The organism is Stenotrophomonas sp. SrG, from assembly GCF_050031795.1.
Lineage (GTDB): Bacteria > Pseudomonadota > Gammaproteobacteria > Xanthomonadales > Xanthomonadaceae > Stenotrophomonas > Stenotrophomonas rhizophila_A.
On sequence record NZ_JBNBBE010000024.1, the window covers coordinates 32,915 to 45,187 of the forward strand.

At 62.4% G+C, this 12,273-nt stretch carries 23 protein-coding genes and 1 pseudogene; all 24 read right to left on the reverse strand.

Annotation, left to right across the window (positions count from 1 at the left end):
• Nucleotides 1–11 precede the first annotated feature (11 nt).
• Nucleotides 12–368 (reverse strand): 30S ribosomal protein S13, encoded by a 357-nt coding sequence (gene rpsM / locus ACQG3P_RS17760; RefSeq protein WP_017355426.1) that lies wholly within the window; start codon nucleotides 366–368, stop codon nucleotides 12–14.
• A gap of 361 nt (nucleotides 369–729) precedes the next feature.
• Nucleotides 730–2,085 (reverse strand): preprotein translocase subunit SecY, encoded by a 1,356-nt coding sequence (secY, locus tag ACQG3P_RS17765; RefSeq protein WP_068849478.1) that lies wholly within the window; start codon nucleotides 2,083–2,085, stop codon nucleotides 730–732.
• Between the two features lie 3 nt (nucleotides 2,086–2,088).
• On the reverse strand, nucleotides 2,089–2,532 hold the full coding sequence (gene rplO, locus ACQG3P_RS17770; protein ID WP_068849476.1) for a 50S ribosomal protein L15: 444 nt from the start codon (nucleotides 2,530–2,532) through the stop codon (nucleotides 2,089–2,091).
• 4 nt (nucleotides 2,533–2,536) lie between these two features.
• Nucleotides 2,537–2,728 (reverse strand): 50S ribosomal protein L30, encoded by a 192-nt coding sequence (gene rpmD / locus ACQG3P_RS17775; protein ID WP_068849475.1) that lies wholly within the window; start codon nucleotides 2,726–2,728, stop codon nucleotides 2,537–2,539.
• Complete coding sequence (gene rpsE, locus ACQG3P_RS17780) at nucleotides 2,721–3,263, reverse strand: 30S ribosomal protein S5 (RefSeq protein WP_038690276.1); 543 nt, start codon at nucleotides 3,261–3,263, stop codon at nucleotides 2,721–2,723. Before rpsE ends, rpmD begins: the two co-directional genes overlap by 8 nt.
• Nucleotides 3,264–3,421: 158 nt before the next feature.
• Nucleotides 3,422–3,775, reverse strand: coding sequence for a 50S ribosomal protein L18 (gene rplR, locus ACQG3P_RS17785; RefSeq protein ID WP_019186158.1), 354 nt, complete (start codon nucleotides 3,773–3,775; stop codon nucleotides 3,422–3,424).
• Between the two features lie 56 nt (nucleotides 3,776–3,831).
• Nucleotides 3,832–4,359, reverse strand: coding sequence for a 50S ribosomal protein L6 (gene rplF, locus ACQG3P_RS17790; RefSeq protein WP_068849473.1), 528 nt, complete (start codon nucleotides 4,357–4,359; stop codon nucleotides 3,832–3,834).
• An 18-nt stretch (nucleotides 4,360–4,377) separates the two neighbouring features.
• On the reverse strand, nucleotides 4,378–4,776 hold the full coding sequence (gene rpsH / locus ACQG3P_RS17795) for a 30S ribosomal protein S8 (protein ID WP_017355419.1): 399 nt from the start codon (nucleotides 4,774–4,776) through the stop codon (nucleotides 4,378–4,380).
• Between the two features lie 241 nt (nucleotides 4,777–5,017).
• Entirely contained in the window at nucleotides 5,018–5,323 is a 306-nt protein-coding gene (gene rpsN, locus ACQG3P_RS17800; protein WP_068849472.1) for a 30S ribosomal protein S14, read from the reverse strand.
• Nucleotides 5,324–5,341: 18 nt separating this feature from the next.
• Nucleotides 5,342–5,884 carry a 50S ribosomal protein L5 gene (gene rplE / locus ACQG3P_RS17805; protein WP_068849470.1) on the reverse strand — a complete coding sequence of 181 codons (543 nt, stop codon included), beginning with the start codon at nucleotides 5,882–5,884 and terminating at the stop codon, nucleotides 5,342–5,344.
• Between the two features lie 11 nt (nucleotides 5,885–5,895).
• On the reverse strand, nucleotides 5,896–6,213 hold the full coding sequence (gene rplX, locus ACQG3P_RS17810) for a 50S ribosomal protein L24 (protein ID WP_017355416.1): 318 nt from the start codon (nucleotides 6,211–6,213) through the stop codon (nucleotides 5,896–5,898).
• A gap of 16 nt (nucleotides 6,214–6,229) precedes the next feature.
• Nucleotides 6,230–6,598: a 50S ribosomal protein L14 gene (gene rplN / locus ACQG3P_RS17815; protein WP_068849469.1), complete on the reverse strand. Its 369-nt coding sequence runs from the start codon at nucleotides 6,596–6,598 to the stop codon at nucleotides 6,230–6,232.
• Between the two features lie 13 nt (nucleotides 6,599–6,611).
• A complete protein-coding gene (rpsQ, locus tag ACQG3P_RS17820; RefSeq protein ID WP_068849467.1) occupies nucleotides 6,612–6,881 on the reverse strand; it encodes a 30S ribosomal protein S17 in 270 nt (89 codons plus the stop codon).
• A gap of 11 nt (nucleotides 6,882–6,892) precedes the next feature.
• A complete protein-coding gene (gene rpmC, locus ACQG3P_RS17825; protein WP_068849465.1) occupies nucleotides 6,893–7,078 on the reverse strand; it encodes a 50S ribosomal protein L29 in 186 nt (61 codons plus the stop codon).
• The gene (gene rplP / locus ACQG3P_RS17830) at nucleotides 7,078–7,491 is read right to left on the reverse strand and encodes a 50S ribosomal protein L16 (RefSeq protein ID WP_068849463.1); all 414 of its coding nucleotides are present in this window, start codon (nucleotides 7,489–7,491) and stop codon (nucleotides 7,078–7,080) included. Before rplP ends, rpmC begins: the two co-directional genes overlap by 1 nt.
• A gap of 5 nt (nucleotides 7,492–7,496) precedes the next feature.
• The gene (gene rpsC / locus ACQG3P_RS17835) at nucleotides 7,497–8,231 is read right to left on the reverse strand and encodes a 30S ribosomal protein S3 (protein WP_068849461.1); all 735 of its coding nucleotides are present in this window, start codon (nucleotides 8,229–8,231) and stop codon (nucleotides 7,497–7,499) included.
• A gap of 17 nt (nucleotides 8,232–8,248) precedes the next feature.
• Entirely contained in the window at nucleotides 8,249–8,584 is a 336-nt protein-coding gene (gene rplV, locus ACQG3P_RS17840; protein WP_017355410.1) for a 50S ribosomal protein L22, read from the reverse strand.
• Nucleotides 8,585–8,596: 12 nt separating this feature from the next.
• On the reverse strand, nucleotides 8,597–8,866 hold the full coding sequence (gene rpsS, locus ACQG3P_RS17845) for a 30S ribosomal protein S19 (RefSeq protein WP_017355409.1): 270 nt from the start codon (nucleotides 8,864–8,866) through the stop codon (nucleotides 8,597–8,599).
• Between the two features lie 6 nt (nucleotides 8,867–8,872).
• Nucleotides 8,873–9,700, reverse strand: a complete 828-nt coding sequence (rplB, locus tag ACQG3P_RS17850) for a 50S ribosomal protein L2 (protein ID WP_068849460.1) — start codon at nucleotides 9,698–9,700, stop codon at nucleotides 8,873–8,875.
• A gap of 10 nt (nucleotides 9,701–9,710) precedes the next feature.
• Nucleotides 9,711–10,010 (reverse strand): 50S ribosomal protein L23, encoded by a 300-nt coding sequence (gene rplW, locus ACQG3P_RS17855; protein ID WP_068854553.1) that lies wholly within the window; start codon nucleotides 10,008–10,010, stop codon nucleotides 9,711–9,713.
• Nucleotides 10,007–10,612 (reverse strand): 50S ribosomal protein L4, encoded by a 606-nt coding sequence (rplD, locus tag ACQG3P_RS17860; protein WP_068849458.1) that lies wholly within the window; start codon nucleotides 10,610–10,612, stop codon nucleotides 10,007–10,009. Before rplD ends, rplW begins: the two co-directional genes overlap by 4 nt.
• A gap of 12 nt (nucleotides 10,613–10,624) precedes the next feature.
• Entirely contained in the window at nucleotides 10,625–11,275 is a 651-nt protein-coding gene (gene rplC, locus ACQG3P_RS17865; RefSeq protein WP_068849456.1) for a 50S ribosomal protein L3, read from the reverse strand.
• An 11-nt stretch (nucleotides 11,276–11,286) separates the two neighbouring features.
• Complete coding sequence (gene rpsJ, locus ACQG3P_RS17870) at nucleotides 11,287–11,598, reverse strand: 30S ribosomal protein S10 (protein ID WP_010341589.1); 312 nt, start codon at nucleotides 11,596–11,598, stop codon at nucleotides 11,287–11,289.
• Between the two features lie 336 nt (nucleotides 11,599–11,934).
• Nucleotides 11,935–12,273, reverse strand: a pseudogene (locus tag ACQG3P_RS17875) (hypothetical protein); the annotation flags it as partial.

The window sequence follows — 12,273 nt, forward strand, 5'->3', positions numbered from 1 at the left end:
TCTTAGGTCCCTTACTTCCTGATCGCCTTGCGCGGGCCCTTGCGGGTGCGGGCGTTGGTACGGGTGCGCTGACCACGCAGCGGCAGGCCGCGGCGGTGACGCAGACCGCGGTAGCAGCCCAGGTCCATCAGGCGCTTGATCGCGATACCGATTTCACGGCGCAGATCGCCTTCCACGATGTACTTGGCCACTTCCGAGCGCAGACGCTCGATTTCCGGCTCCGACAGATCGCGGATCTTGGTGGTCGAGGTCACGCCTGCGGCGTCGCAGACCTTCTTCGAACGGGTACGGCCGATGCCGTAAATGCTTTGCAACCCGACCCAGACGTGCTTCTGGGCTGGCAGGTTGACGCCTGCAATACGCGCCATGACGCGGTTCTCCAGCTGAGTGATGGCCGACAGCGCACCCGAGGCGCGCCGATCCGGCAGGATGGATCAAAAAGTGAACTAGCGATACTAACAAGGTTCCGGTTTACATGGAAGCCCGTGAAACCTGAAAGGTTTCATGGACCCGGCCCAGGGAGTGTGCCCAGGCTCCGGCGCCGGACCAGGTTGACTCCGGAAGCGACCCTTTCGGGCCCTCTTCCGGCGCCGCCCGCGCTACTCCCGCGCGGGACGACCCGATCTCACCCCCACCCGGAACCGCTGCGGGGGCCGCCCTTCGTTTGTGTGGCCAGGTCCGCGAAGCGGAGGACCATCACGTCAGGAAGACGATAGTGTAACAGGCCAATCAGCCGCGGGCAAAACCGCCGCGGTTGCCGCCCTTCAGGTTGGCCTTCTTCAACAGGCTCTCGTACTGGTGCGACATCAGGTGCGCCTGGATCTGCGCAATGAAGTCCATCACCACCACCACCACGATCAGCAGCGAGGTGCCGCCGAAGTAGAACGAGGCGTTCAGCTGCGTGCGCATGATTTCCGGCAGCAGGCAGACGATCACCAGGTAGGCCGAGCCGGCCGCGGTCAGGCGGGTCAGCACGCCGTCGATGTAATCGGCGGTGGCCTTGCCCGGACGGATGCCCGGAATCAGCGCGCCCGACTTCTTCAGGTTGTCGGCGGTTTCCTGCGAGTTGAACACCAGCGCGGTATAGAAGAACGCGAAACCGGTGATCAGGGCAGCGAACACGATCATGTGCAGCGGCTCGCCCGGACCCAGGGCGTTGGCGACCTTCTGCAGCCAGGTCGCCGAGCTGGCCTGGCCGGACCACATGGCCAGGGTGGTCGGGAATGCGAGGATGCTGGAGGCGAAGATGGCCGGGATCACGCCCGCCATGTTCAGCTTCAGCGGCAGGAACGAGGTCTGGTTCATGTACGCGTTGCGGCCACCCTGGCGACGTGCGTAGTTCACCGTGATGCGGCGCTGGCCGCGTTCGACGAACACCACGAAGAAGGTGAAGGCCAGCACCACCAGCGCGATCAGCAGCAGCTGGATGAACTGCAGGTTGCCTTCGCGGAAGGCGTCGAAGGTGTGGATGACCGCACCCGGCAGGCCGGCCACGATGCCGGCGAAGATGATCAGCGACACACCGTTGCCGATGCCGCGCTCGGTGACCTGCTCGCCAACCCACATCAGGAAGATGGTACCGGCGGTCAACGCGACCACGGCGGTGAGCACGAAGCCCATGCCCGGCGCGTACACGACCGGCGCACCGGACGGGGACAGCTGGTTCTGCAGCGCCAGCGCGATGCTGCCGCCCTGCACCACGGCCAGCAACACGGCGCCGATGCGGGAATATTGGGTGATCTTGCGGCGACCGGACTCACCTTCCTTCTGCATCGCCTTGAGCGCGGGGAAGATGTGGACGGCCAGCTGCATCACGATGGATGCCGAGATGTACGGCATAACGTTCAGCGCGAAAATGCTGAAACGGTGCAGGGCGCCGCCCGAGAACATGTTGAACATGTCCACGATGCCGCCGCCCTGCGCCTGCATGAGCGCAAGCATGGCATCGGGATTGACGCCCGGCACCGGCACATAACAGCCGATGCGGTAGACGATCAAAGCCCCGACGACGAACAGCAGACGCTGGCGAAGTTCCGTGAACTTGCCGAGCCCGCCGCCCAGGTTACCAATGCCAGCTTGCGCCATGTCTTACTCCTGTACGCTGCCGCCGGCAGCTTCGATCGCGGCCTTGGCACCGGCCGTTGCTGCGATGCCCTTCAGGGTGAAGGCCTTGGTCAGGCCGCCCTTCATGACGATCTTGGCCTGCTTGGCAGTGCTCGGGACCAGCTTCGCAGCGCGCAGCGCGGCGAAATCGATCTCGCCAGCTTCCAGGCGGTCCAGGTGGTACGACAGCACTTCGGCGGTGTCCTTGGCGATCTTGGAACGGAAACCGACCTTCGGCAGACGACGCTGCATGGGGGTCTGGCCGCCTTCGAAGCCCGCCTTGATCTTGCCGCCACCCTTACGGGCGAACGAACCCTTGTGGCCGCGGCCGCAGGTCTTGCCCAGGCCGGAGCCGATACCACGGCCGACGCGGGTGCGCTCTTTGCGCGCGCCCGGTGCCGGGCTCAGTTCATTGAGATGCAGGGTCATTGGATTATTCCTCAACCTTGACGAGGTAGTGGACCTTGTTGATCAGACCGCGAACCTGCGGGCTGTCCTTCAGGACACGAACATCGTTGAGCTTGTTCAGGCCCAGGGCACGCACCGACAGGCGGTGACGCGACTGGGTGCCACGCAGGCCGCCAACCAGACGGACCTTGACGGTCTTGACGGTGTCATTAGCCATGGTTGAGATCCTCCACCTTCTTGCCGCGCTTGGCCGCGATGCGGGCCGGCGACTGCATTTCGGACAGACCCTTCAGCGTGGCGCGAACCAGGTTGATCGGGTTGCGCGAACCGACGGCCTTGGCCAGCACGTTCTTGACGCCCACTGCTTCCAGCACGGCGCGCATGGCACCGCCGGCGATGACGCCCGTACCTTCCGAAGCCGGCATCATGAACACGCGGGCTGCGCCGTGGCCGGACTTCACCGGGTGCCACAGGGTGCCGTTGTTCAGATCGACGTCGGCCAGGTTCTTGCGAGCCTGCTCCATCGACTTCTGGATCGCGACCGGCACTTCACGCGCCTTGCCGTAGCCGAAGCCAACCTTGCCTGCGCCGTCACCGACCACGGTCAGTGCGGTGAAGGTGAACTGACGACCGCCCTTGACGGTCTTGCTGACGCGGTTGACCGCGACCAGCTTCTCGATCATGCCGTCGTCGACTTTCTCTTCGCGGTTACGGTCGCGATCGCGACCCCGCTGCTGACGTTCTTCTGCCATGTTGATTCCTTGATTGATTGGGTATGTACGGCTCAGGGCCGCTTATAGCTGTGGAATGACGCGGTGGATCGAACGCCCCTGCAGAAGAAGGACGCCGCCCGGCACAACCCGTGCCGGCAGGCAGGCGGAAGCGGGGACCAACCCCGCTTCCTTATCCCTTAGAACTGCAGGCCGCCTTCGCGGGCTGCATCGGCCAGTGCCTTGATGCGGCCGTGGTAGCGGTAGCCCGAGCGGTCGAAAGCGACCTTCTCGATGCCCGCAGCCTTGGCGCGCTCGGCAACCAGCTTGCCGACCTTGGCGGCGGCGTCGCTGTTCTTGCCGTTCTTCAGGCCTTCCTTGACGTCGGCCTGGGTGGTGTTGGCAGCAGCCAGCACCTTGGAGCCGTCGGCGGTGAAGACCTGGGCGTACAGGTGCTGACCGGTGCGCAGCACCGACAGACGCGGCACGCCGAGGACACGGATGTGTGCGCGGGTGGACTTGGCGCGACGCAGGCGAGCAATGTTCTTGTTCATGATCTTTTTCCTTGAAAGCTGAAGACAGGATTCCTCCCCGGAACGGGGACTCGCCCTTACGCCTTCTTGGCTTCCTTACGAATGATGACTTCGCCGGCGTACTTCACACCCTTGCCCTTGTAGGGCTCCGGCTTGCGGTAAGCGCGGATCTTGGCGGCAACTTCGCCCACCAGCTGCTTGTCGGTGCCCTGGACCAGGATTTCGGTCTGGGTCGGGGTCGACAGCGTGATGCCTTCCGGCGCCACGTACACAACCGGGTGCGAGAAACCGAGCGCCAGGCTCAGGTCCTTGCCCTGCATGGTGGCGCGGTAACCCACGCCGACCAGCTCAAGCTTGCGCTCGAAGCCATCGGTGACGCCCTTGACCATGTTGGCCAGGATCGCGCGGACGGTGCCGGTGAGGGCGACCAGCTCGTCATTGCTGGCGGCCAGGGTGGCAACGCCGTCGTTGACGGAAATTTCAACGCCAGCAACCTTGGCCAGGCTCAGGGTGCCCTTCGGGCCCTTCACGCTGACGGATTCCGGCTGGATGTTCAGTTCAACGCCCTTGGGCAGGTTGACCGGCTTCTTGGCTACGCGGGACATAGTGGTTTCCTTCTCGCCTTAGGCCACGAAGCACAGGACTTCGCCGCCGACGCCCAACTGGCGCGCCTGCGCATCAGTCATGATGCCCTTGGAGGTGGAGATGATGGAGATGCCCAGGCCGTTCAGGACCTTCGGCAGCTCGGACTTGCCACGGTACTGGCGCAGACCCGAACGCGAGAAGCGCTTCAGGGTCTCGATGACCGGCTTGCCCTCGAAATACTTCAGGACGATTTCAAGCTCGGCCTTGTTGTTCTCGGTCTTGGTCACGCGCAGGTCGGTGATGTAGCCTTCGGCCTTCAACACTTCTGCGATTGCAACCTTGATCTTGGAGGACGGTGCTTTCACCGTCTGCTTGCCAACCGCGGCCGCATTCTTGATGCGTACCAGCAGGTCGGCGATGGGATCAGTCATGCTCATAGTCGATACCTTTGAGTGCACCGATATCCGCTTTCGCGAAAATCTTGCTATTTGGAATGGGCCTGGCGGCCCGTCGTTCTTTGTTCAGCGGGCTAACAGCCCGCTCTACCACTCCCCATTCCACCAGGTTAAGGGCGGGTGAGACGCGGGAGTATACGACAAAAAGAGCCCGACCGGGGTCGGACTCTTCAAGTCGGGGTGAACCTGAACAGGCCCACCCCGTACTGCAGGGACGGATCCCTTACCAGCTGGCCTTGCGCAGGCCCGGCACGTCACCACGCATGGTGGCTTCGCGCAGCTTGTTGCGGCCGAGGCCGAACTTGCTGTACACGCCACGCGGGCGGCCCGACAGTTCGCAACGGTTGCGGTGGCGGCTCGGCGACGAATCGCGCGGCAGCTTCTGCAACTTGATCACGGCCTGTTCCTTCTCTTCGTACGAAGCGGTCGTGCTGGAGATGATCTTCTTCAGCTCTTCACGCTTGCCGGCGTACTTGACGGCCAGCTTCGCACGCTTCAGGTCGCGGTTGACCATGGAGGTCTTTGCCATTTCGGATTCCTCGACGTATCAGTTACGGAACGGGAACTTGAACGCTGCGAGCAGCGCCTTCGCTTCCGCATCGGTCTTGGCGGTGGTGGTGATGGCGATATCCATGCCGCGGATCGCGTCGACAGCGTCGAAGTCGATTTCCGGGAAGATGATCTGTTCCTTCACACCCATGTTGAAGTTGCCGCGACCGTCGAAGGAACGACCCGAGACACCACGGAAGTCGCGCACGCGCGGCAGCGAGATGTTGATCAGGCGATCCAGGAACTCATACATCTTGGCACGACGCAGCGTGGTCTTGCAGCCGATCGGCCAACCATCGCGGATCTTGAACGAAGCCACCGAGACGCGGGACTTGGTCACGATCGGCTTCTGGCCGGAGACCTTGGCCATGTCGGCGACGGCATTTTCCAGGATCTTCTTGTTGGTCGCCGCTTCGCCGACACCCATGTTCAGGGTGACCTTGACCAGGCGGGGAACCTGCATCGGATTGGTGTAGCCGAACTGCTTCATCAGCGCCGGCACCACTTCTTCCTGGTAGAACTTTTCGAGACGGGAACTCATCTTCTCATTCCTCAGGCGTCAAGCGCCTCACCGCTGGAGCGGAACACACGCAGTTTGCGTCCATCCTCCAGCACCTTGAAGCCAACGCGCTCGCCCTTGCCCGAAGCCGGGTTGAGCACATTCACGTTGGAGATATGGATCGACGCTTCACGCTCGACCACGCCGCCGGCAACGCCTGCCTGCGGGTTCGGCTTGGTGTGGCGCTTGACGATGTTCACGTTGGCGACGATCACACGATCGCCGTCGACGCGGACGACTTCGCCCTGCTTGCCCTTGTCCTTGCCGGTGTTGACGACGACCTGGTCGCCCTTCTTGATACGGTTAGCCATGATTATCTCCTGTCGCTCACAGCACTTCGGGAGCGAGCGAGACGATCTTCATGAACTTCTCGGAACGAAGTTCACGGGTCACCGGCCCGAAGATGCGGGTGCCGATCGGCTCTTGCTTGTTGTTGAGCAGGACCGCGGCATTGGTGTCGAAACGGATCAGCGAGCCATCGGCGCGACGCACACCCTTGCGGGTACGCACCACGACGGCGTCGAACACTTCACCCTTCTTGACCTTGCCGCGCGGGATTGCATCCTTCACGGTGACCTTGATGATGTCACCGATGTGTGCGTAGCGACGCTTGGAGCCGCCCAGCACCTTGATGCACATCACTTCCTTGGCACCGGAATTGTCCGCGACCTCGAGGTAGCTCTGCATCTGGATCATGAGTCAGATCTCCTTATTGAGCCGCACGGGTGACAATTTCCACCACGCGCCAGTTCTTGGTCTTGGACATCGGAGCAATTTCGGTCACGCGGACGACATCGCCTTCATTGCAGGCGTTGTCGGCGTCGTGCGCGTGGAGCTTGGTCGAACGACGCAGGTACTTGCCGTACAGCGCGTGCTTGACCTGGCGCTCCACCAACACGGTGACCGTCTTGTCCATCTTGTTGCTGACGACACGGCCTTCGACCGTGCGCAGCTGCTTGTTTTCAGTATTGTCGCTCATCGCGGCCATCCTTACTTGTTGCTGCCGAGCAGGGTCTTGACGCGAGCAATCTCGCGGCGGACCCGGCGGGTTTCGTGAGTCTTCGGCAGCTGCCCGGTGACCTGCTGCATGCGGAGCGAGAACTGCTCCTTACGCAGGTCAACCAAATGGGACTTCAGGTCGTCAGCCGACTTTTCGCGAAGCTGTTTGATATCCATCACATCACCGTCCGGGTCACGAAAGTGGTGGTCACGGAGAGCTTGGCAGCTGCCAGGCGGAACGCCTCGCGTGCCACGTCTTCACCCACACCTTCAATTTCATAGATCATGCGGCCGGGCTGGATCTGGGCTACCCAGTACTCCACGTTGCCCTTACCAGAACCCATTCGGACTTCGATGGGCTTCTTGGTGATCGGCTTGTCGGGGAACACTCGGATCCACATCTTGCCACCGCGCTTGACGTAGCGGCTGATCGAGCGGCGGGCCGCTTCGATCTGGCGCGCGGTCAGCTGACCGTGGGCGGTTGCCTTCAGGCCGTATTCGCCGAAGCTGACAGCGTTGGCGCTCCAGCTCAGGCCATCGTTACGGCCCTTGTGTACCTTGCGGTACTTGGTTCGCTTGGGTTGCAACATTGTCGTTACCTCGCTTCACGGGCCGGGCGCTGACGGTCACCGCGGTCACCGCGATCGTTACGATCGTTGCGCGACGGGGTGTCGTCCTGCTTTTCCTGGCCAACCTGGGAGAAATCGAAAACCTCGCCCTTGTAGATCCAGACCTTGATGCCGATGATGCCGTAGGTCGTCTTGGCTTCAGCGAAGCCATAGTCGATGTCGGCACGCAGCGTGTGCAGCGGCACGCGGCCTTCGCGGTACCACTCTGAACGGGCGATTTCAGCACCGTTCAAGCGGCCACCGACGTTGACCTTGATGCCCAGGGCACCGAGGCGCATCGCGTTGCCGACCGAGCGCTTCATTGCGCGGCGGAACATGATGCGACGCTCCAGCTGCTGCGCGATCGACTCGGCAACCAGCTGCGCGTCCAGCTCGGGCTTGCGCACTTCGGTGACGTTGATGTGCGCCGGAACGCCCATCATTTCGCTCACTTCCTTGCGCAGCTTCTCGATGTCCTCACCACGCTTGCCGATCACCACGCCCGGACGGGCGGTGTGGATCGTCACGCGGGCGGTCTTCGCCGGACGTTCGATGAGGATCTTGCTGATGCCGGCCTGCGCGAGCTTCTTGCGCAGCATGTCCCGCACCTTCAGGTCGGCTGCCAGATAACCAGCAAACTCGGCCTTGTTGGCGTACCACTTGGAGTTCCAGTCCTTGGAGATGCCGAGGCGGATACCAATCGGATGAACTTTATGACCCATGGTGTTTTCCTTTCCGCTTACTTGCCGGCGCCCACAACCACAGTGATGTGGCTGGTGCGCTTGAGGATGCGGGTGCCGCGGCCTTTCGCCCGCGCCATGAAACGCTTCAGGGTCGGACCTTCATCAACCATGATGGTCTGAACCTTCAGCTCGTCGACGTCGGCGCCCTGGTTGTTCTCGGCATTGGCAATAGCCGACTCCACCACCTTCTTGATCAGGTGGGCAGCCTTCTTGTCCGAGAACTTCAGCAGGTTGACCGCACGCTCGGCCGGCAGGCCGCGCACCTGGTCAGCGACCAGGCGTGCTTTCTGCGCAGAGATGCGCGCGGAGCGCAGGATTGCTTTCGCTTCCATTGTCATCTCTCCTTACTTGCCCGACTTCTTGTCACCACCGTGACCCTTGAAGGTCCGGGTGATGGCAAATTCGCCGAGCTTGTGGCCGACCATGTTCTCGTTGACGAGCACCGGAACGTGGTTCTTACCGTTATGAACGGCGATGGTGATGCCTACCATTTCCGGCAGGATCATCGAACGGCGCGACCAGGTCTTGATCGGCTTCTTGCTACCCGCAGCGGCCTCCACCTTCTTGACGAGGTGGTGATCGACGAACGGGCCCTTCTTGAGTGAACGTGCCATGGTCGATTAGCCCCTACGATCGCGGACGATGAATTGCTGGGTGCGCTTGTTCTTGCGCGTCTTGTAACCCTTGGTCGGAACACCCCACGGGGTGACCGGATGCGGATTACCCTGGCCGGCCTTCGCCTCACCACCACCGTGCGGGTGGTCAACCGGGTTCATGGCAGCACCACGAACGGTCGGGCGGACACCGCGCCAGCGCTTGGCGCCAGCCTTGCCCAGCTTTTCCAGGTTGTGTTCGTCGTTGCCGACTTCACCGATCGTTGCGCGGCACTCGACCGGCACCTTGCGCATTTCACCCGAGCGCAGGCGCAGGGTGGCGAAGACGCCTTCACGAGCGACGAGCTGCACGGCAGCGCCGGCGGCACGCGCGATCTGGGCACCCTTGCCCGGCTTCAGTTCGATGCCGTGGACAGTGGTACCAACCGGGATGTTGCGCAGCGGCAGGGTGTTGCCGGTCTTGATCGGCGCATCCGAACCCGCGATCACCTGGTCACCGGCCTTCAGGCCCTTCGGTGCGATGATGTAGCGGCGCTCGCCGTCGACGTAGCACAGCAGGGCGATATGGGCGGTGCGGTTCGGATCGTATTCGATGCGTTCCACGCGCGCCGGAATGCCTTCCTTGTTGCGCTTGAAGTCAATCAGACGGTAATGCTGCTTGTGACCACCGCCCACGTGACGGGTGGTGATGCGACCGTGGTGGTTACGACCACCGGTGTTGCTCTTCGGCTCCAGCAACGCTGCGTGCGGTGCGCCCTTGTGCAGATCGGGCGTAACCACGCGCACGGCCGAACGGCGGCCGGGGGAAGTGGGCTTGAATTTCATCAATGGCATGGGATGTACCTCAGGCCTTGGCCGTTACATCGATGGACTGGCCATCGGCGAGACGCACGTACGCCTTGCGCCAATCGCCGCGGCGGCCGGTGCGGTTACGGAAGGACTTGTTCTTGCCCTTCACGTTCAGCACGTTGACCGCTTCGACCTTGACGTCGAACAACTGCTCTACCGCGGCCTTCACGTCGGCCTTGGTCGCTTCGTTCGAGATCTCGAAGACATACTGGTTGGAATGTTCCTGCAGGCGCGCGGTCTTTTCGGAGACTCGCGGAGCACGCAGCACGCTGAAGATTTTTTCGTTGCTGTTCATGCCAGCCACTCCTCGACCTTCTTGACCGCATCAGCGGTGATGACGACCGTGTCGGCACCGACCAGCGACACCGGATCCAGGCCCTGCACGTCACGCACTTCCACGTAGGGAATGTTGCGGGCCGACAGGTACAGGTGCTCGGTGGCTTCCTCGGTGACGATCAGCGGGCGCTTGCCCACTTCCAGGCCGGCCAGCTTGGCGATCAGAGCCTTCGTGCTGGTCGCTTCGACATCGAAGGACTCCACGATGGTCAAACGGCCCTGGCGGTTCAGCTCGGACAGGATCGCGCACATGGCGGCACGGTACTGCTTGCGGTTGACCTTCTGCTCGAAGCTGCGCGGCTTGGCCGCGAAGGTGACACCGCCGCCGACGAAGATCGGAGCCGTCAGCGCGCCATGACGCGCACCGCCGCCCTTCTGCTTCTTCGACTTCTTGGTGGTACCAGCCACTTCAGAACGAGTCTTCTGTGCCTTGGTGCCGGCGCGACCGGCATTGCGATAGGCAACGACGACCTGGTGGACCAGATCTTCGCTGAAATCGCGACCGAACACGGCATCGGAGACCGAGACCTTGTTGTTGCTACCCGTGATAACGAGTTCCATCGTCATCTCTCCTTATGCCTTGCTAGCCGGACGCACGATCACGTCACCACCCGCAGCGCCAGGCACGGCGCCACGAATCGCGATCAGACCGCGCTCGACGTCGACCTTGACAACTTCCAGGTTCTGCGTGCTCTGCTGCACGGCACCCATGTGGCCCGACATCTTCTTGCCCGGGAAAACGCGACCCGGGGTCTGGCGCTGGCCCAGCGAACCCGGCGCGCGATGCGACAGCGAGTTACCGTGGGTTGCATCGCCCATACGGAAGTTGTAGCGCTTGATGGTGCCCTGGAAGCCCTTACCCTTGGTGACACCCTGGACGTCGACCTTCTGGCCAACTTCAAAGATGTCCGCCTTGACTTCGCCGCCAACGGCGAAATCGCCGAGCTGCGCGTCTTCAACGCGGAATTCCCACAGGCCACGACCGGCTTCCACCTTCGCCTTGGCGAAGTGGCCGGCTTCCGGCTTGTTGACCAGGGCAGCGCGACGCGCGCCGACGGTCACCTGCACGGCGCTGTAGCCGTCAGCTTCGACGGTCTTGATCTGCGCGATGCGGTTCGGGGTAGCTTCAATCAGGGTCACCGGGATGGCCTGGCCATCTTCGGTGAACACGCGGCTCATGCCAGCCTTGCGGCCCACGAAGCCCAACGAATATTTCTTCGTCATGGTCGTAGTCCTCAGGTCAGCTTGATCTGAACGTCGACGCCGGCAGCCAGTTCGAGCTTCATCAGCGCGTCCACGGTCTTGTCGTTGGGGTCGACGATGTCGAGCACGCGCTTGTGCGTGCGGGTCTCGTACTGGTCACGCGCGTCCTTGTCGACGTGCGGCGAGACGAGAATGGTGTAACGCTCGATCTTGGTCGGCAGCGGGATCGGGCCACGCACTTGCGCGCCGGTCCGCTTTGCCGTTTCAACGATCTCGCTGGCCGAACGGTCGATCAAACGATGATCGAACGCCTTCAACCGAATCCGGATCTTTTGGTCCGCCATGGCGGTAGGTTCCTTCGTTAAAAGAGCGACGGACAAGGCCTCTGGGTTGCCTTGTCCCATGAATATCCTGAATGCGGACGCCGCACATTCCTGCGCGGCGACAAGATCTTTCCGTAGACCTCAAAAATCGAGGCAGACCGGTCTCCCGATCTGCCCAGACAAAAAGTATAGCGCGCATACAACGCGGCGGTCAACAGGGGGTCCTGTTGACACTGCCTGAATGGCGCGACCCTTCCTGGTCTGGGGAACACGAGGTGCGTCCTGCGCCTCTTTTCCCGTTTGTGTTGCAACCCCGATGCCCTACCCAGGCAACATCGGGGCGCAGAGTCTAGCAGATTACTTGATGATCTTGGAGACCACGCCGGCGCCGACGGTACGGCCGCCTTCACGAATCGCGAAGCGCAGGCCTTCGTCCATGGCGACCGGGTTGATCAGGGTCACGACCATCTTCACGTTGTCACCCGGCATCACCATCTCGACGCCTTCCGGCAGCTTGGCGGCGCCAGTGATGTCGGTGGTACGGAAGTAGAACTGCGGGCGGTAGCCGTTGAAGAACGGGGTGTGACGGCCGCCTTCGTCCTTCGACAGCACGTAGACCTCGCCTTCGAACTCGGTGTGCGGCTTGATCGAACCCGGCTTGCACAGCACCTGGCCGCGCTGGACGTCGTCACGCTT

Bases quoted from the DNA above. Each gene is read 5' to 3' on its own strand.
- rpsM (WP_017355426.1), bottom strand. From the start codon at position 368: ATGGCGCGTATTGCAGGCGTCAACCTGCCAGCCCAGAAGCACGTCTGG.
- secY (WP_068849478.1), bottom strand. From the start codon at position 2,085: ATGGCGCAAGCTGGCATTGGTAACCTGGGCGGCGGGCTCGGCAAGTTC.
- rplO (WP_068849476.1), bottom strand. From the start codon at position 2,532: ATGACCCTGCATCTCAATGAACTGAGCCCGGCACCGGGCGCGCGCAAA.
- rpmD (WP_068849475.1), bottom strand. From the start codon at position 2,728: ATGGCTAATGACACCGTCAAGACCGTCAAGGTCCGTCTGGTTGGCGGC.
- rpsE (WP_038690276.1), bottom strand. From the start codon at position 3,263: ATGGCAGAAGAACGTCAGCAGCGGGGTCGCGATCGCGACCGTAACCGC.
- rplR (WP_019186158.1), bottom strand. From the start codon at position 3,775: ATGAACAAGAACATTGCTCGCCTGCGTCGCGCCAAGTCCACCCGCGCA.
- rplF (WP_068849473.1), bottom strand. From the start codon at position 4,359: ATGTCCCGCGTAGCCAAGAAGCCGGTCAACCTGCCCAAGGGCGTTGAA.
- rpsH (WP_017355419.1), bottom strand. From the start codon at position 4,776: ATGAGCATGACTGATCCCATCGCCGACCTGCTGGTACGCATCAAGAAT.
- rpsN (WP_068849472.1), bottom strand. From the start codon at position 5,323: ATGGCAAAGACCTCCATGGTCAACCGCGACCTGAAGCGTGCGAAGCTG.
- rplE (WP_068849470.1), bottom strand. From the start codon at position 5,884: ATGAGTTCCCGTCTCGAAAAGTTCTACCAGGAAGAAGTGGTGCCGGCG.
- rplX (WP_017355416.1), bottom strand. From the start codon at position 6,213: ATGGCTAACCGTATCAAGAAGGGCGACCAGGTCGTCGTCAACACCGGC.
- rplN (WP_068849469.1), bottom strand. From the start codon at position 6,598: ATGATCCAGATGCAGAGCTACCTCGAGGTCGCGGACAATTCCGGTGCC.
- rpsQ (WP_068849467.1), bottom strand. From the start codon at position 6,881: ATGAGCGACAATACTGAAAACAAGCAGCTGCGCACGGTCGAAGGCCGT.
- rpmC (WP_068849465.1), bottom strand. From the start codon at position 7,078: ATGGATATCAAACAGCTTCGCGAAAAGTCGGCTGACGACCTGAAGTCC.
- rplP (WP_068849463.1), bottom strand. From the start codon at position 7,491: ATGTTGCAACCCAAGCGAACCAAGTACCGCAAGGTACACAAGGGCCGT.
- rpsC (WP_068849461.1), bottom strand. From the start codon at position 8,231: ATGGGTCATAAAGTTCATCCGATTGGTATCCGCCTCGGCATCTCCAAG.
- rplV (WP_017355410.1), bottom strand. From the start codon at position 8,584: ATGGAAGCGAAAGCAATCCTGCGCTCCGCGCGCATCTCTGCGCAGAAA.
- rpsS (WP_017355409.1), bottom strand. From the start codon at position 8,866: ATGGCACGTTCACTCAAGAAGGGCCCGTTCGTCGATCACCACCTCGTC.
- rplB (WP_068849460.1), bottom strand. From the start codon at position 9,700: ATGCCATTGATGAAATTCAAGCCCACTTCCCCCGGCCGCCGTTCGGCC.
- rplW (WP_068854553.1), bottom strand. From the start codon at position 10,010: ATGAACAGCAACGAAAAAATCTTCAGCGTGCTGCGTGCTCCGCGAGTC.
- rplD (WP_068849458.1), bottom strand. From the start codon at position 10,612: ATGGAACTCGTTATCACGGGTAGCAACAACAAGGTCTCGGTCTCCGAT.
- rplC (WP_068849456.1), bottom strand. From the start codon at position 11,275: ATGACGAAGAAATATTCGTTGGGCTTCGTGGGCCGCAAGGCTGGCATG.
- rpsJ (WP_010341589.1), bottom strand. From the start codon at position 11,598: ATGGCGGACCAAAAGATCCGGATTCGGTTGAAGGCGTTCGATCATCGT.